This window comes from Propionibacterium cyclohexanicum, from assembly GCF_900111365.1.
GTDB classification, from domain to species: Bacteria; Actinomycetota; Actinomycetes; order Propionibacteriales; family Propionibacteriaceae; genus Propionibacterium; species Propionibacterium cyclohexanicum.
In genome coordinates, this window is record NZ_FOGZ01000006.1 from 35,663 (window position 1) to 52,398 (window position 16,736).

Consider the following 16,736-nt stretch of genomic DNA (forward strand, 5'->3'; position numbering starts at 1 on the left):
GCCACCCCAATCCTGAGTCCACCGGAGGCTCCGCGAGCGGTGTCGGGCGTTGTGGCAGTCGTCCCCTGTAGGGTTGTCTCACGGCGACGAAAGAGTGTCGTCGTTCCCGGCCAGTGACCGGAGGTGCGCCATGCCACGGGAGAAGGGCGAAAAGATGATCGCCCGCAACAAGAAGGCACTGCACGACTACTCGATCGGCGACAAGATCGAGGCAGGTCTCGTGCTCGTCGGAACCGAGGTCAAGTCGTTGCGGGACGGGCGCGCTTCGCTCGTCGACGCCTTTGCCACGATCGACGACGGCGAGGTCTGGCTGCGCAACGCCAACATCCCCGAGTACTCCCACGGCACCTGGCGCAATCACACGGCGCTGCGCAAGCGCAAGCTCCTTTTGCACAAGACCGAGATCAGCCGCCTGGAGCGGGCCCTGGGGGACAGCGGACGCACTCTGGTCCCCCTGGCGCTGTACTTCCGCGACGGGAACGCCAAGGTTGAGCTGGCTGTCGGCACCGGCAAGAAGGAATGGGACAAGCGGCAAACCATCAGGGAGCGAGATATGCGGCGCGAGGCGGAACGCGATCTCGCTGATCGCTCGAGGAGGCGACGATGAGAAGACGTGTCATGGCGGCGCTTGCCGCGCTGGTGCTCGCCGTGGCGGCGTGGCTCCAGCCGGTCCGCGCCTCGGCCCAGACCAATGATCAAGTGGACTCCCTCAAGCAGGACTACACGGTCAGCGCCGATGGCACGGTGCACGTCAACGAAACCTGGGTCTACCGATTCGGTGACAACTCAGGGCGACACGGCATCACGCGCACACTGCTGACGCGCGAGCCCAATGGGAAGAACTCCGATGAGGATGTCGTGTACACCATCGACAACCTCAAGGTGTCCAGCCCCGATGCCTCCGCGAAATTCACCACACAGGAGGCCGCCACCTCGGGGGATCCCAGGGAGCGCTACCTCACGATCACCATTGGTGACCGCAATCGGACGATCACCTCCGACACGGCCACCTACCAATTGAGCTATGACATCACGGGCGCCCTGCGCAGTCCCGACGACAAGCCGGAGTTCGCCTGGGACATGCTCAATGACCTCACCCCGGACGTGCATAACATCTCGGTGACGATCAACGTCCCGGGCGGAGCGCAGGCTGCCAAGTGCGTGTCCGGCCCGGTCGGGTCCCAGGACAGCTGCACCTCGACGAGCGTTGACAACGGCGTTGCCAGCTTTACCCAGGCCCTCAAGCCAAGGGGCGAGATCATGACCGCCGCGGTCCAGATCACGCCCGGTCTGGTGAGCAACGCCACCCCCCATCTCGTACCAAAGGCGAAGAGCCCGGTCGAGCAGGGCTTGCAGACCGCCGGTGTGAGCGCAGGCGTCACAACGCTGGCCGGCGCCCTCTACCTCATCGTTCTCGGGCGCAAACGCCGTGACGAGCGATTTGCCGGCCTGCCGCCAGGCACAGTGCCGACGTCCGGACAGGCAGAGGCAGCCCCGGTGGCCGCCGCCTCGCGTCAGGACGTGATCCCCGTGCGTTTCTCGCCACCAGAGGTTCCGGTGGCCTTGGGCGGCCTGCTCATCGACGGGGCGATCGGTGCCCGGGAGACGAGCGCCACACTGGTCGATCTGGCAGTGCGCGGTGCCCTTCAGCTCAGCAGCGATCCGAGCTCGACGAAGAGCAACCCGAAGCTGACGGCCAGGCTGGTCGATCCGAGCAAGGCAACCGAGCCATTCGAGCGAACGATGCTCGTCGACGTGTTCGGCCCGGGCGAGGTGAGCAGGCCCAGCGGCGCGGAGGTCAACCTGTCCAAGCCGGGCGTTCTCACCAAGGCCAGCGACGAGCTGTCGTACCGCGTGAGCCGGATCGCGCTGGGCGAAGGGCTCATGAAGCATGTCGGTCCGGTCGGGGGCACGGCTGCCGGTGCCTCGCCTGCCAGCATCGCGAAGCTGGCCTGGATTGGCGTGGTGCTCGCGGTGCTGTTGTTGCCCACCTCGGTCGGGATTGCCTCGCTCTTCGCCTCGCCCCTTGTCGCGGTCGGGATCGGGATCGTCCTGCCCCTGCTCGGCATCCTGGTCGTGCGTCACCTCATTACCCGACGCGGCCAGCGCACCGCAGTGGGGCGGGCCCTCACCGACCAGGTCGATGGCTTCTACAAGTATCTGAACACGGCCGAGGCCGATCAGATCCGGTTCGAAGAGGGTGAGGACATCTTCAGCCGCTACCTGCCATGGGCCATCGCATTCGGCATCGCCGATCGGTGGGCCAAGGTGTGCCAGCAATTGGTCGACATGGGCCGCCTGCCAGCCACCGCGCCGACGTGGTACTACGGCGATCCCTATGCCTTCAGCTACGGTTTCTTCGCCGGCAGCGCGTTGAATTCGATGCAGACCGGTGTGATGCCGCAACCGCCTGCTGCGTCCTCCGGCAGTGGATTCGATTCCGGGTCCAGCTTCTTCAGCGGCGGCGGGGGCTTCGCCGGTGGTGGTGGCGGTGGTGGCGGCGTCGGCAGCTGGTGAGTTCAGGGGCAGAACAGGGTCGGCTCCGGTTCGCTGATGATGGTCCTTCGCGAGCCGGGGCGGCACACTTGGAGCCATGTCCGCCAGCCCCTCGTCCGATCCATTCCGATACGTCCAGCAGCACATCGGATCTGCTTGGTCGAATGATCCTCAGCTCGATCTGAGAATCACCCAGGCCCAGCGAGACCGTTCCGAGCGCTATCTGCAGGACTGTTACGCCCAAGGGAAGCTGTCGCGAGAAGAGTTCGACGCACGTATCGGAAAGGTGCTGACAGCACGAACCCGGCGTGAGCTGAATGCGGCATTCGAGGGCTTCGTCCGGGTTCCGCTTGCCGAGCAGGCGGTCGGTCTCCATCCCGTGTACCGGCCGTTGGTGAACCAGGACCGGGATGGGGAGGCTGGACGCTGGATGGGTGCCCTGGCACACTGGTCGGGGCCATTCACCTGGATCCTCGGGCCCGCGGTGATGTATGCGTTGGCTCGACGGGGCAGCTATGCACGCTCCGAGGCCGCCAAGGCCTTCAATACCCAGATCGGTGTCGCGGCGGTATGGGTGGTGCTGGCAATCATCACGCACGTGCTGGGCTTCGGCTGGCTGATCAGCGTGTGGTGGGTTGTGGCCGCGGTCATCGCGGCAGTCAGCGGTATGCGGGCTCGCGATGGCGAGCGGTGGCGCAATCCGATCCAGCGTGTCGTGCCGATCCGTCTGGTCAGCGAGGAGATGGGCAACAGGCCGCCGCTCACGGGCTGATCGCGCGCGCGATGGCGTGCGAGGCGGTGGCGCGGAATAAGTGCGCGGGGAGTAAGGTTGTGGAGAAGCTCGTTTGCTGGTGGCGGTGTGGTGCTCCAGCAGGGGGGTCGTGACAACTGAACAGGGGGGTGATTGGTTTCGACTGGGGTGGTAGTCCCAGGAGAAGCGGGCCGAGAATCCAGAGTCAACTCGTGATGTCCTCTGGGAACCAATAAGTGCCAATTCACAGCGCACTGACTTCGCTCTCGCTGCCTGAGCAGTGATCGAAGGGTCAGCCTGGATGTGCCTTCCGTCCAGATCCTGGCCTCGTTCAGAAGGCTTACTCGATGGTCCTCGTCCGAGGGATCACCGGGGAAATTCATCGGACTGGGCTTGGCTGCAACTTGCTGACGTGAGTGCAGGAGCCGAGTAGACCGACTAGCCAGCTGCGCCCGGAGAAAACCTGGTTCGCCAGTTCAGGACGCGGGTTCAATTCCCGCCACCTCCACCAGATGTTCGTTGTTCAAACTGGCAACGAATGAAGTTTGATTTCCCGACTCGCTCTCCGCCTTGCGGCGGAGGGCGAGTTTTTGTATTTCAGGGTCGAAGAGGATATTGAACGGCTCCCCCAATCGCCCCTCGACACGACTGTCGTCCCGCACCCACAGCTTCTCGAAGAACGCCTGATTGCAGGTCCGTCGCAGCGCATCATCCTGACTCATATACAGCTTGTAGCAATTGCCCGCCAAAGTCAGGCAGTCGTCCAGGTGGGCCTTGGCCTGGTCGTATTCCATGTCCCCGGCCTCGATCTGCACCTCCAGGAACGCCAGGCGCCGGCTGATGCGCTCCTGCTCGCTCTTGAGCAGGTCGATGGGGATGGCTCCCGCGTAGTGGGCCTGGAGCAGCTTGCCTCGCTCGTCCAGCAGGTCGCTTCGCTCGGCTTCGTAGGCGTGGCGCTCCCGGCGGGCGATGTCATGCAATTGGTCGAACTCAGAGACGACCAGTTCGCGCAAGGCGACGACGACGTGCTCGGGTATCTCGATGCGCCGGTAGTAGTCCTCGACGGCGGCCTCGATGTCGGGCACGTACATGGAATGCCGCTCGCATTTGGTGCGCTTGGAATGCCGGCCCGAGCACAGGAAATACGGATAGATGATGCCCTGGCTGCCCCTCGCATTGCTCAAGATAAGCCGGGAATCACACTCACCGCAATAAATGCTGCCTTTCAGATAATGGTCGTGGGCCTGCGTCTTCTCCCCGGAGAGGTGATGATCGGTCAGGATCGCCTGGACACGGTACCAGATTTCTTTGGACACCAAGGGCTCGTGCAGGCCGTCGTAGGCCGCGCCCCTGAACGTGACCTGCCCTTTGTAGTAGGGATTGGACAGGATGCGGTGCACCGACGACAGCGCCGGAGCCTTGGCCGGGCGCTTGGGTGTCGGAACGCTGGTCAGGCCCCGGTCGATCAGCTCCTCGCGCAGCGTGATGGTCGAATACCGTCCGGTCGCGTACGCCTCGAACGCCCACTTGATCAGCGGCGCCCGCTCCGGGTCGAGCTCGACCCCGCGTATCTCGCGTCCCAGCTCGTCGCGCTTGCGCACGTTGAGATAGCCGACCGGGGCCTTGCCCGAGGTGCCGCCGGTGACCGCCTTCTGCGTCATGCCCTTGGACACCTCAGTAGCCAGATTGCGGCTGTAGAACTCGGCGATCGAGGACATGATGCCGTGCACCAACAGCCCCGAGGGCGTCTCATCGATGTTCTCGGTCACCGACACCAGCGTGACCCCGGCCTCCTTCAACGCAAGATGGATGGTCACGTCGTCGGCCCGGTTGCGGGCCAGCCGGTCGATCTTGTGCACGATGCAGTACGTGACATCGTTGGCCTTGACGTATTCGATCATGCGCAGCAGCTCGGGCCGGTCGGCCTTGCGCGCCGACTCGCCGGCGTCCACGAACTCCTCGACGATGATGGCGTCCAGCTCGCGGGCCTTGCGCAGGTTCGCCTGCCGCTGCGCCGGGATCGAGAAGCCCTCCTGTCGGCCGCCGCGCTCGGCCTGCTCCTTGGTCGAGACGCGCAGATACGAGACCGCCAACGCCGTGGTCTGGCGCGAGGGGGCTTCGGTCGCGGGGTTCTGTGTGATGGTCATGATCGTGTTTCCTTACCCAACGATGGGGCCGACGCAGGCGGCGGCAACCGCTCGCGCGGTGCGACTCGTTAGGAAACATGACCCGGAACCCGTCCCGCAGGAGGGGTTCCTTCGTAATGCCCGAAGGCTCAACATGACTGCGCACCGCGGTCGCACTCGAAAGCACGACCGCTGGCTTGTATGTTCTCCTATTCTACCGGGTCATCCGGACGCGCACCAGCGTTCGGATGACCCGGTTCCTGCGCGTCGCGTTCGGCCTTGGCCCGTTGCATGGCCAGGCCGATGATGACCTGGGCGAGCTTGTGCAGGTCCGGTTCCTCGCGCAGCTGCGCCTCAATCCGGTAGTCGCGCATCCGCGCCGGCGGGGTCCTGCGTCCTTTGCTGCGTTTGCGGCTCATTGCACTTCTCCCGTCTCCGGGTCCGCTCCCGCGTAGAACCGGTCCTCGGCGGCCTGACGTTTGGCGACCTCGTCGATGATGAAGTCCACGAAGTCCTGGTCGCGGTTGACGATGGTGGTCTCCTCGACCGGCGGGGCGGGCCGTTCTCCGGGCCAGCTGGTCTGGCGGGTCGGCCGGTCCCGGTCCAGCCGGGTGCCGCTGGTGGCGACCCACTCGCGCAGCCGGGTGCGCGCGTCGGCGAAGTCACGGTGCCAACCCAAGGGGGCGGCGGCGTTCTGCTCGGGGTCGTAGGCGGCCAGCCAGCTCAGATGGAGGGCGGAGAGCTCCCAGAGCAGTTCGGGGTGCCGGTGCCACATCGGCGGGATCACGCTGGCGGGAAGCCCGTAGGTGTGGCGCAGCCAGTCCACCCACCGGTTCAGCTCCAGCAGCTCCGCCTCCAGGTCGGTGGCGGACAGCAGGTTCCAGTTGATGGGGTGCGGGGGCTCGGGCAGGTCGGGACGGGCGTCGAAGGTGGAGGGCTCGGGGCTGTCCGCGTAGTCCTGCCCGTCGGCTTCTTCGGGGTTGGTGTCGGGCGTGTAGTCGTCCTCGCTCATGATGCGCCCCCTCACAGTCCGATGGCCGGGCTTGGGTGCTCGGCGCGCTGGGAGGGCGCGTCACGAGCAACGCCCTGCTGGGCGACGGTGTTCTGTCGGGGTGTGCGGTCGACTTCGTAGCGGGTGCGGGCCATGTCGTGGCCGATGCGGGTGGCGACGAACTCCTCTCCGGCGAAGCGCTGGCCGTCGCGTTCGTAGGAGTAGTCGCGCACCCGACCGTTGGCGATGATGCTGTCGCCCTTGGCCAGCCGGTCGTGGCCCTGTTCGGCGGTGGCCTTGAACGCCACCAGGTCGTGGAACGTGGTCTCCAGCTTCGTGAACGTCTGGTCGTCCTCGCGCCGGTAGTGCTCGATGCCGAGCTTGAAGTAGAGCCGGGCGTCGCCCTTCTCCGTGTAGGACAGCTGCGGGTCGGAGGCCACGAAACCGGCCACCGCCTGCTGGGTCTGAATCCTTGCCATGAGCGTTGCTCCCTATCTGGTCATGCAGCCCGTTCTTCGGGCTGCTGTGCCAGACAGGTAGGTCGATGCGACCCGGACGCTCAGCCCTGCCGCAGGAGCGCTTCTATTGCGGTCCGGTCGACGGTCAGCTGTCGCGCGTCGGGGCGTGTGTGCCATGCCCGCAGGTCGGTGATGATGGGCGGGGCGGAACGCAGCAGCACGATGCCGGTGCCGAAGGGCAGGCGGCGGATGCGGTCGGGCGGCAGGATCGGCACCCGACGTATCGAGCGCTGGTTCGACCTAGAGCCGTGGTCGCCCAGGGTCACGGAATCGGTGGTTTCGTCGCGTTCCCCGATGAGATTCGAGATGTCCTGGAGGTCGCGCGAGCCGGATGCGCCGCCCAGGATGACCTTGACGATGGCCGCGTCCCAGATCGCGCTGGCCTGGTGCTCGTTCCACCGGTCCCTGGCCTGCGAGAGGGACTGCAAGACGGGCATGGTCGTGATCCCGGAACCGCCGCCCTCCGCCATCAATGTGGGCAGGGACGGCAAGGGGCTGAGGTTGGCGATCTCGTCCAAGGCGAGCAGCAGGGGCGGGTCGAGCCGGGCGCCGGGCAAACGCGCCGCCATGCGCCGTGCCGTCTCGATCAAATCCTCCACCAGGGCGGCCACGAGGGCGGCGGAGGCCCCGGCCCCGCTGCCGGTCGCCAGCAGGAACAGGGTGCCGCGTTCCCGGATGAAGGTCTCGGGATCAAAGCTCTCGCCCGGCCCGGGCGACACGGCATTAAGGACTCTGGGGTCGGCCAGTGAGCCGAGGGCGAGGGAGACGCCTTGCCAGATGGAATCCCTTGTTCTGGGGTCGGAGTCGATCATGGCCTGCAAGGACTCCGCCCACCCCGTCGCCGCGCCCGGTGCTGCGTTCAGGATCGCCACGGCGTCGGCGGCCGCCACCGGGTCCAGGGTCCAGCGGAACAGTTCGGCCGGGCTGCGCTGGTCGATGGCCGCCGCATGCAATAGGGCTTGCAAGGCGGTGCGAGTCTTGCCTTCCCAGAAGCCGCCGGAGTCTACGCCGCCCGAGGAGAGTCCTGTTCCTGCGGCCAGGCCGGTGGCGCGGATCATCGCGGTCTGCGGGCTCTCGCATCCCCGGATGGGCGACCAGCGCATCCCGGAGGGTAGGCCCTTGGCCAGATGCTGGGGGTCGAAGATCGCCACCGGCCCGATCCTGGCTCTGGCGCGCATGGTGGCGGTGAGATTGTCGGGGCGGGTCGAAGTGCACACCACTGCGCCCGGCGCGTCCAATATCGCCGGGATCACGAGGTGGAGTCCTTTGCCGGAGCGGGGCGGGCCGATGACCATGATCGAGTCCTCCACACTCGCCCACACGCCCGCGCCCCTCGACCTGCCCAGCAGATAGCCCACATCCCGTGGCTTCGGCGAGTCCAGGCTCGGGCGCAGGCTGGCGGCGCGTTTCAGCAACGCCCTCGTGGAGGCGGTGGCGGTGATGTCACCTCGGGTGGCGACGCCGGCCATGCGCCGCGGATCGGCCTCCACCGCACTGGTGAACCGGCGCACCCGCAGCCAGATGAATATCGCCGCAGTGCCGATGAGGGTCAGCATGAGACCCGTGACCACCCAGTAGACGACCGCGTTCAGCTCGGCTGCGCCGAGGGCGGTGCCGGGGTCCGTGGGATGAAGCAGCACCCGGATGCCGGAGGCGGGCCCGCCAGTCGGCTGCGGAATGCGAGTAATCCATGCCGCGGCGGAGCCGGCCCCGCGCAGGACAAGCGCGAAACCCGCGAGGGCGAGCAGGCCGATGATGGCCGCGTTGGTCAGTTCGTCGCCCATCGACCCCGAACGCTGCGGCTGGCTCACCGGAGCCGCCTGACCGCCAGCGTGCCCGACACCCGGCCCACCAGCACCACCTCGGTGACCCCGGGATGCTCCGTCGGGTCGATGAGCGCCTGCACGGTCCCGTCCTTGCCGGCGTCAATATGCCCGGTGATGGGGGCGATGGCGATGTCTTCGCCGGGAACGAACCCCTCCGCGCGCATCTCAGTGAGCTGCGGGTCGGGTGCGGCGTGCCGCGGCTTCGGCGTTGCGGCCGGCTCGTGGTGGCGGGGCTCTGGTTGGGCTGGGAACAGGTCGGTGAACGAGGTGCCGTCGGTCTCGTGCACCTCCACCCACACCGGGACCGTCCGCCGCTCGGAAGCAGCCTCGATGATCTCGGGCAGCGAGGAGCGCCGCCACGTCGAGTGCGCGGGCGGCGGCAGCACGGTCCCGTCCCGGGTGACGGTGATCGTGCCGTTGCGATGGACGGTCAGGACGACGAGGGGAATCGTGACGGGCGTGGATGATGCAGGCTGGTTCTTCATACCCGGCAGGTACGCGAGCGACTGCCAGAGCGCTGGGTTACGGGCCGGTCGGTGCGTGCGCAGGTGGTCGGGTCTGGTTCGACATCTAGAATTTGAGCATGCTCGACTGGGACCATAACGCCTACTACCACAGCCTGCTGCTGCGGTATTTGCCGGCGGGTTCCAGGCGGGTGCTGGACGTGGGGTGAGGCGCGGGCATGTTCGCTGGAGAGCTGGCGGAACGAGTGCAGACGGTCGACGCCATTGACCGTTCGCCTGAGATGATCGAGCGTGCGCAAGCCAGCACACCAGGCAACGTCCGCTGCATTCTCGGCGACGTGGCATCTGTCCAGCTGCCTGCCGACGAATACGATGCGGTGTTCTCCATCAGCGCGCTGCACCATATGGACTTGGAGATCGTCCTGCCCAGGATTGCAGCATGTCTGCGCCCGGGCGGAGTGCTTGCCGCGATCGCCCTGCCGCGCAGGGATCTCACTCATGAGCTTCCCGCCGAAATAGCCGCAGCCATCGGCCACCGACTGCTGGGGGCCATGTTTACGATCCGCAGACGACTCGGCTTGGAGCGCGGCTTCCCGAAAGGCACAGAATCGGAGGCCATGCCCGTTGTCATGGACCCGCCGTTGACCACGCGGCAGGTCGCGTCGCTGGCGGGCAGAGTTCTGCCCGGCTCGCAGGTGAAACGCCTTGTCTACTGGCGCTATCTGATGGTCTGGCGCAAACCCGTCAACGAGCACCCGTAGTTCTAGCCCATGCGGCTGGTGGTGTCGAAGAGGGCGAGTTCGTTGGGGTGCATCTGGTGCTGGACGACGAAGGACCTGTCTTTGATGCGCCACAGGCCCTGCCCGGTCGAGAGGGTGGGCAGGAGCTTCTGTTCGGTGCCAGTCAGGCCGAGGGTGGTGGCGGTGATGCCGAGCTGGTCGGATTCCTGCCGGTAGATGATGCGCGTCTCCGCGTTCGCCAAGAGACTCGTGGCCAGCGCCCGGTTGGCGGAGCCCAGGTCGCCGACGGTGTCCAGGTCGGTGAGCTTGTGGAAGACGAGCATGTTCGCGATCCCGTAATGGCGTGCCAATCGCCATTGGGCGTCCATGCGGCGCAGCAAAGCGGGGTGGCTCATGAGCCGCCAGGCTTCGTCGTAGATCATCCACCGCTGCCCGCCGTCCGGGTCGAGCAATGCGGCTTCCATCCACGCGGACGCGCAGGTCATGAGCACCGACAACAAGGCGGTGTTCTCCGCGACCTGCGACAAATCCAGGGAGATCATGGGCAGTGAGGGGTCGAACGCGATGGTGGAGGGCCCGTCGAACAGTCCCGCCAGGTCGCCGGCGACGAGGCGGCGCAGGGCGTGCGCGACGAAGCGCCCGTCTTCGGCGAGGCGTCCGTCGTCGCCGTGGGGGTCGGGGGTGAAGAGCCGGTCGACGACCATGGGCAGGATCGGCACCGTGTTCTCCCGGACGGTGGCGGTCAGGGCCGCGTCCAGGGCGGTGTGTTCCAACGGGGTGAGGGGCCTGCCGAGGACGGTTTCGGCGAGGGCTCCGAGGAGGTCGCGGCGCCGGGAGGCGACGGTGGACGCCCACGCCTCATCACTCAATCCTGCGGGCCGGTGGCCCTCGTCCAAGGGGTTGAGTCTGGTGGTGAGGCCGTGGCCGAGGATGATGGCCCGCCCTCCCACGGCCTGGGCGACGGGGGTGTGCTCGCCTTTGGGGTCGCAGGGAATGTAGACGCGCCGTCCGAACGGCAGCGACCTCGTGTAGAGGCTTTTGGCGAGGGAGGATTTGCCGGAGCCGACGATGCCGGCGACGATGAGGTTGGGCGCGGTGATGACGCCCTGCTTGTACAGCTGCCACGGGTCGTACACGAACGAGCCGCCCGAGTAGAGGTCGGCGCCGACGAACACGCCGTCCGCGCCCAATCCTCCTTCGGCGAGGAACGGGTACTGGCCCGCCAGCACGGCCGAGGTGTCCTGATGGCGGGGCAGGCGGAAACGGCCCGGGCTGCGCAGCATCGCGGGCCCGGGCTCGCCGGCCTTGGGCAGGTAGCGGGTGGCGTTGCGTTCGGCCCGCTCCGCCTCACGACGTTCCCGCGTGGCGTCCTGTTCGGCGCGGCGCTGCTGGGCTTGCAGGTTCGCGGCGGCTTGGCGGCGCTGCTTGCGCAGTTTGCGCTTCTCGTGTGCGGGCGAGACGAGGACGGTGGTGTGCAGCTTCTCCTCGCTCATAGCCCCAGCCCCCGAGGAGTGTCGGACGCCGGCCGGCGCGTCGGCTCATAGGGAGTGACGGCCCGTGTCCGGCGGGGCGGCGGCTCCGGCTGGGGTTCGGGCGGAGATGCCGTCTCCTCGGCCGCATCAATTTCGGGGTGGCGGTGGAGGGCGACGTGGCCCATGAACGGGTTATACGTCAGCGTGTACTCGCCGGATTCGGCGGTCCTGTCGAGCACCCCAGCCGGGATCGCATCCCGGACATCCCCGTTGACGATGGCGGCGCTGTCGGTCTCCTGTCCATAGTCCCAATGCGCCAGATGCTCCACCGCCGCATCGACGCCATCAGTCTGGATGATGTCGAGCACCTGGTCGGCCTCTTCGCCTTGCAGGAAGACGACGGTGACCCACCGCCGCTCCAGCACCACGCTGGAATCGGTGTCTGGCGCGGGCTCGCGGTGCCAGGCGACGCGGCCGGCCGCGCTGAATCCCTCGGCCAGCCGGTCATACGACTGGTCGAGCAGCCGGGCCGCCCGGCGCAATTGCTCGGCGGCGTCCAGCGCGTAGCGGACGCCGGTCTCGTGGCTGCCCGCATCGTCAAACGCGAACGACACGCGGGTTTCGTGGTTGGCGGCGACCTGCTCGACGATCTGGTGGAGGTGGCGGATACTGGCGGACAGCTCGCCCAGCACCCGGTACATGTCCGCCGGCCGAGCGAACACGCCGCTGGCGCGCGCGAGGCCGCGCAGGGCTTCGGACGCCTCCGCGGCATCGGCAATGGGGTCGTGGAACGTAGGCATGATGTCTCCCTAGATGGTTCTGGCGAGTGGGAGGGCTGCGGCGGTGAACGCCTGGGCCTGCTGGCCCACCAGCCGCCGGGTCTCGCAGCTCGCTTGGATGGCGGCCTGCTCGATCGCCGCAACCGCAGACTCCAGCTCGCTCTCGCTGGGTGCGCTGATGGAGATGAGACCGGAGTATCGGAGTACGCCGTGGCCGGCGGTGAGCTCGGATTCCTGTTGGAGCACGTCGTGGTATTCGGCCGTCTGGGAGGCGTCCTCTATCTGGCCGATCCTGGCCCTTTGGGTGGCGTCGGAGATGTACTCGACCTTCTTCTTCCTGATGTCCCGCGCCGCGATGTCCGAGCGCAGGGGCGTGTAGAGCAGGCTGAGGGAGCGCTGGATGCCGCTCGACAGCGCCACGGGCGCCAGGAACCCGGGATAGACGAGGGAGCGCGGCCATTCGCTGATCCACAGCACGCAATGGTGGGCGGAGTCGGTGCGCAGACCGCCCCAGGTCTCGGTGACGGCGACCGGGCCGGCCGTGGCCAGCTCGCGCCCGATGGACCCGTGGCGCTCCAGGGCGGCGGCGATGGCGGGGTCGTAGGAGGAGCGCAGGATCACCGCCACGTCCCCGGCGGTCAGCCATCCCGACGGGTTCAAGTCCGCGGACCTGAGTGCGGTGGTCAGCGTCCCCATCTCCTGACGCAGCACGGCCGCGGCGCCTTTGATGCCACCGCCGGCGGTCCTGATCTGCCGGGCCGCCGCCCGCATGTTCAACGCCAGGCTGATCGTCGTGGCGTGGCGTTCCCCGGCGGGGCCAGCCCGCTCGATCAGCTCCGCGTAGGTGGTGGAGGCCCAGGACTGGTCGTGGGTGCCGTGCTGGGCCCACCATTCGGCCAGCCCGGTCCCCGAATCCGGCAAAGTGCGCTCCAAGATTTGCACGGTGGCGATGCGCCCGGAGCGGCACGCGGTCGCGAGCACCCGGCCCCAGGTGGTGACGCGGCGTTCCTGCTCGCCCGGGTCGAGCAAAATGAACGCGGGATGCGACACCTCGCAGATGGCGGTCAGCGTGGTCCCGTGGGGGTCGTGGATCATGCACGCCCCGCTCGCGGGGTCGGTGTACTCGCGCAGTCGGGCCATGTCGCCCGGCAGGGCCAGCGTGCCCTCGGGGCGCGGCGTGACGATCCGGCGCCGGTAGAGCAGCTGCCCGCCGGTGGTCTTCCACAACCACCAGAAGCCGACCGGCAGCCACTCCACCAGGGGCCGGCCCGCGACGGGTATCCAGGTCAGGGCGACGCAGGCCGCCCAGATGGGCGCGGTGTAGGCCAGCATCATGCCCCCGCCCGCGTACACCGCGGTCACGATCGTCGCCACCGCCACAGCCAGCACCGTCAGCTGGGATGCCGAGAGGCCCAGGAGGATGCCTCTGCGGGTCAGGCGGGAGAACTTCACCGGCACCAGCTCGGTGGACGGCGTGCTGTCGCTGCTGCTCATGGTCTTACTCCTTCGAGGGCGGGGTGCGTGGGACGGGCGGTGTGGGTGGCGGCGGCTCGCTGCCACGCGACGCACTCGGACTGCCCGATGAAGACGGAGGCGTCGATGGGGCCGACGGTGGGGCGGACGATGACGGTGCCGCTGAGGGTGCGCGTGTGGGCGCGTTCGACGGCGGCGACGCAGGTGGCGGCGTGCTGCCGGTCTGGTTGGCGGCATCGGCGGTCTGCTCGGCCTGTCCGGCGAGCTTGCCGGCGGCCTTGGGCCCGGCGGTGGCGGCCTCCTTCGCCACGACCACCGCCCCCGCCACCGGGGCCGCAACCGCAGCGCCACCCGCAGCCGCGCCACTGGATGCGCCCGCTCCACTCCCGGTTGCCGCAGCACCTCCGGACGCTCCTGCGCCAGAAGATGCGGCACCGCTCGATGCGCCGGTCCCGGCAGAGGCTCCTGCGCCACCGGATGCGGCAGCACCTTGGCCGCCCGACGAGGGGGCGCTTGGTGCGGGAGCGGCCGGCGACGAACCGCCGTTGCCGCCGTCTCCGCTGTTGCTGGCGCTGCCGTCGAGGATTTTCTTGGGCCCGTCGCCCGATCCCGTGGCGGGGATGGGCAGCGGCCGGTTCAGGGCGCTCTTGGCGTCCTGTTCGGCGCCCATCTGGTTGTACAAATCCACGCCCACGAAGGAGAGGAACCGGTAGACCATGTACGGGCTGAAGCCGGCCAGGGCCATGAGCACGATGCCGGCCAGCGGGTCCGAGACCGACGCCAGGTCGGTGGAGATGGGGGCGGAGACCTGGGTGACGGCGACCAGGAAGATGACCACCAGCACCAATTTCGACAGGATCAGGGCGAGGACGAACATCGCCCACTTGCCGATCCAGCCTTTCGCGGCGTCCCAGGAGGACCCGGAGAACGCCAAGGGGGCCAGCACGACCGCCACCAGCAGCAGCGCCTTGCGGATCAATAGAGACAGCCAGACGATGGCGGACGAGGCGATGGCCAGCCCGGCCAGGAAGATGATCAATATGGCGCCGACGCCGGGCGAGGCCATGGTCAGCCCGCCCAGCCCGGCCACGAGCGCGGCGATCTTGTCGCCCATGCTCGCCGTGGTTTCGCCGGCGGCCTGGATGATGCCGGTGGACAGCTGGTCGGTGATCTGCAACGCCAAACCCACCAGCGTGATGACCAGGAACGAGCACAACACGCTGCGCGCCAGACCGAGGGCGGCGCGGGTCAGGGCGCCGGGGTCGCGGTGGATCAGTCCGGTGATGAGCTGGAGGAGGAAGAACAGGAGCATGAGGGTGGCGCCGATGCCGAAGATGAGGTTGTACACCTTCACGTACTCGGGACGCGCCACGTCCACCAACGTGGTCGTATCGAACACCGTCCAGACGGCTTTGAACAGCCAGCTGGCGGCCTCGCCCATCGCGGCGGCCAGCCACTCGAACGGCGCCGACACCAGCGTGGCTGCGGCTTCTCCGGCCACGTCGCACACATTGGAGATGACGGGGACATCGCACACGCCCATCACCAGCCTCCCTTCGGATCGAAGTGCTGGCTCATACGGCCTGACCGACGTTCCAGAAGAAGTTGATGAGCGTGACCGCGGCCCCGCAGATCACCGCCGCCCCGCAGGAGACGAGCACGCCGACCTTGCCCCGGCTGGTCAGGTGCGGGTTGGAGCTGTTGGCGCCGAAGCCCCACACGATCGCCGAAATGATCAGGGCGAGCACGGACAGGATGAGGCCGACGGTCATGACCGCGCCCACGATCGTGCGCAGCTGGGCGATGCCGGGCAGGCCGTCCGTGTTCGGGGTGATGTTGATGTCCAACGCCACGATGCCCACACTCCGGGCGAAAGCAGTGGTGATGAGGTCGTGCATGACGGGCTCCAATCCAAGAGGGGCCGCCCACCGGAATGCGGGCGGCAGCGTTATGTCCCCAGACAGGTGCGCCCCCACACCCCGAGCCCCAGACATGGAAAGCGCCCGCCCTCCGAGTTGGAGGACGGGCAGCAAGAAAGAGCTGAGAAGCGAGATGAGCCGCTGGCTAGAGTTGCTGGCCGACGCCGATCAGCCAGTTCAGCAATGCGCCGCCGCCGCCGGTCATGACCGCGACGCCCAGGGCGACGAGCACGCCGGTGCGCCCGCGCGAGGCGAGCTGGTAGTTGCCATTCGAGGCGCCGAACGCCCACACCACCCCCGAGGCGATGAGCGCGGCGACGGCGGCGACCAGGGTGATGGTCAGCAGCGCGCCCACGACATCGCGCAGGCTGTCGATGCCAGTCAGGCCGCTGAAATCAGGAAACACATTCATTGTTGCCACCTCGCTAGGTTTGGCGGCAGCGTCGATTCCTTGATGCGGTGCTGCGGCCGGGTATGGGCTCTGCTGGCAGGTGCGCACCGGCCGCCCCGCCGGATGGCGCGGCTGAGATGGTTTCCTTTGGCGGTCAGGCGACACTCTCATGAATGGTCATCGTTTGCTGTATGGTCAGCGGTTGATGTATGGTCATTGTATGCTGACTATTGCTTCGAGGGTTGATGCGATGAACCGGTTGGGCCGCGCTATGGCGGACCCGACGAGATCGCGTATTCTGCTGGCGCTCCTGGAGGCGCCGAGCTATCCGGCGGTGCTGGCGCGCGAGCTCGGGCTTTCGCGCACGAACGTGTCGAACCACCTGTCGTGTCTGCGCGGCTGCGGCATCGTCGTGGCCGAGCCGGAGGGGCGGCGCACGCGCTACGAGATCGCCGACCCCCATCTGACGGCCGCGCTGACCGCGCTGGTGGATGTGACGCTGGCCGTCGACGAGAACGAGGTGTGCCTGGATCCCGAGTGCGCCACGCCCGGCTGCGGGGCCAAGGCCCCGCAGGACAGCGGCGAGGCGGTGGCGATCCATGAGTGACGAGTGCTGCGGGGCCGAGAGGTCCGCTAGCGCGAAGAGTCCCGTGTCGCTGACCCGGGTGCCGCGTCAGTCCGCGGCCCCTTCATGCGGCTGCTGCGACCACGACGAACCATCGGCGGCAGGACTCGACGAGTCGCGGGAGTGTGCTCGGCCCGTGGCTGATGATGGCGACGCATGCTGCGG

General features: G+C 67.7%; 17 protein-coding genes and 1 other RNA gene. 6 read left to right on the forward strand and 12 right to left on the reverse strand.

Features of this window, described 5'->3' with window-relative positions; all coding sequences use genetic code 11:
* Positions 1–130 precede the first annotated feature (130 nt).
* The 4 genes from smpB (at position 131) to ssrA (ending at position 3,758) form a co-directional block, all read left to right on the forward strand.
* Positions 131–607, forward strand: a complete 477-nt coding sequence (smpB, locus tag BMX93_RS04200) for an SsrA-binding protein SmpB (protein WP_091968406.1) — start codon at positions 131–133, stop codon at positions 605–607.
* On the forward strand, positions 604–2,517 hold the full coding sequence (locus BMX93_RS04205; protein ID WP_091968408.1) for a DUF2207 domain-containing protein: 1,914 nt from the start codon (positions 604–606) through the stop codon (positions 2,515–2,517). Before smpB ends, BMX93_RS04205 begins: the two co-directional genes overlap by 4 nt.
* Before the next feature lie 76 nt (positions 2,518–2,593).
* The gene (locus tag BMX93_RS04210; RefSeq protein ID WP_091968409.1) at positions 2,594–3,268 is read left to right on the forward strand and encodes a DUF1707 and DUF4870 domain-containing protein; all 675 of its coding nucleotides are present in this window, start codon (positions 2,594–2,596) and stop codon (positions 3,266–3,268) included.
* A 124-nt stretch (positions 3,269–3,392) separates the two neighbouring features.
* Positions 3,393–3,758: a transfer-messenger RNA gene (gene ssrA, locus BMX93_RS04215) on the forward strand.
* Here the strand turns inward: ssrA and BMX93_RS04220 are convergent.
* The 6 genes from BMX93_RS04220 to BMX93_RS04240 form a co-directional block, all read right to left on the reverse strand.
* Positions 3,724–5,394 carry a recombinase family protein gene (locus BMX93_RS04220; protein ID WP_218139213.1) on the reverse strand — a complete coding sequence of 557 codons (1,671 nt, stop codon included), beginning with the start codon at positions 5,392–5,394 and terminating at the stop codon, positions 3,724–3,726. The genes ssrA and BMX93_RS04220 overlap by 35 nt on opposite strands.
* A gap of 188 nt (positions 5,395–5,582) precedes the next feature.
* On the reverse strand, positions 5,583–5,792 hold the full coding sequence (locus BMX93_RS12675) for a hypothetical protein (protein ID WP_033502970.1): 210 nt from the start codon (positions 5,790–5,792) through the stop codon (positions 5,583–5,585).
* On the reverse strand, positions 5,789–6,385 hold the full coding sequence (locus BMX93_RS04225; RefSeq protein ID WP_024463527.1) for a hypothetical protein: 597 nt from the start codon (positions 6,383–6,385) through the stop codon (positions 5,789–5,791). The genes BMX93_RS12675 and BMX93_RS04225 overlap by 4 nt, the downstream gene beginning before the upstream one ends.
* 11 nt (positions 6,386–6,396) lie before the next feature.
* Positions 6,397–6,843 carry a single-stranded DNA-binding protein gene (locus tag BMX93_RS04230; RefSeq protein ID WP_033502969.1) on the reverse strand — a complete coding sequence of 149 codons (447 nt, stop codon included), beginning with the start codon at positions 6,841–6,843 and terminating at the stop codon, positions 6,397–6,399.
* Positions 6,844–6,923: 80 nt separating this feature from the next.
* A complete protein-coding gene (locus BMX93_RS04235) occupies positions 6,924–8,693 on the reverse strand; it encodes a type IV secretory system conjugative DNA transfer family protein (protein WP_024463529.1) in 1,770 nt (589 codons plus the stop codon).
* Entirely contained in the window at positions 8,690–9,193 is a 504-nt protein-coding gene (locus BMX93_RS04240) for a hypothetical protein (protein ID WP_033502968.1), read from the reverse strand. The genes BMX93_RS04235 and BMX93_RS04240 overlap by 4 nt, the downstream gene beginning before the upstream one ends.
* Before the next feature lie 197 nt (positions 9,194–9,390).
* Between BMX93_RS04240 and BMX93_RS04245 the strand changes: the two genes are divergently transcribed.
* Complete coding sequence (locus BMX93_RS04245) at positions 9,391–9,933, forward strand: class I SAM-dependent methyltransferase (protein WP_202805587.1); 543 nt, start codon at positions 9,391–9,393, stop codon at positions 9,931–9,933.
* A 2-nt stretch (positions 9,934–9,935) separates the two neighbouring features.
* Here BMX93_RS04245 and BMX93_RS04250 read toward each other — a convergent pair whose 3' ends face one another.
* The 6 genes from BMX93_RS04250 to BMX93_RS04275 form a co-directional block, all read right to left on the reverse strand.
* A complete protein-coding gene (locus tag BMX93_RS04250) occupies positions 9,936–11,405 on the reverse strand; it encodes an ATP-binding protein (protein ID WP_024463531.1) in 1,470 nt (489 codons plus the stop codon).
* Positions 11,402–12,184, reverse strand: a complete 783-nt coding sequence (locus BMX93_RS04255) for a hypothetical protein (protein ID WP_024463532.1) — start codon at positions 12,182–12,184, stop codon at positions 11,402–11,404. Before BMX93_RS04255 ends, BMX93_RS04250 begins: the two co-directional genes overlap by 4 nt.
* Before the next feature lie 9 nt (positions 12,185–12,193).
* Positions 12,194–13,657: an SCO6880 family protein gene (locus BMX93_RS04260; RefSeq protein ID WP_024463533.1), complete on the reverse strand. Its 1,464-nt coding sequence runs from the start codon at positions 13,655–13,657 to the stop codon at positions 12,194–12,196.
* 4 nt (positions 13,658–13,661) lie between these two features.
* Positions 13,662–15,179: a hypothetical protein gene (locus BMX93_RS04265; protein ID WP_024463534.1), complete on the reverse strand. Its 1,518-nt coding sequence runs from the start codon at positions 15,177–15,179 to the stop codon at positions 13,662–13,664.
* Positions 15,180–15,210: 31 nt separating this feature from the next.
* Positions 15,211–15,534: a DUF6112 family protein gene (locus BMX93_RS04270; protein ID WP_024463535.1), complete on the reverse strand. Its 324-nt coding sequence runs from the start codon at positions 15,532–15,534 to the stop codon at positions 15,211–15,213.
* A gap of 166 nt (positions 15,535–15,700) precedes the next feature.
* Complete coding sequence (locus tag BMX93_RS04275) at positions 15,701–15,967, reverse strand: DUF6112 family protein (protein WP_024463536.1); 267 nt, start codon at positions 15,965–15,967, stop codon at positions 15,701–15,703.
* Positions 15,968–16,166: 199 nt separating this feature from the next.
* On the opposite strand from BMX93_RS04275, the gene cmtR reads away from it, so the two are divergent.
* Positions 16,167–16,553 carry a Cd(II)/Pb(II)-sensing metalloregulatory transcriptional regulator CmtR gene (cmtR, locus tag BMX93_RS04280; RefSeq protein WP_024463537.1) on the forward strand — a complete coding sequence of 129 codons (387 nt, stop codon included), beginning with the start codon at positions 16,167–16,169 and terminating at the stop codon, positions 16,551–16,553.
* The last annotated feature ends 183 nt before the right edge of the window (positions 16,554–16,736 follow it).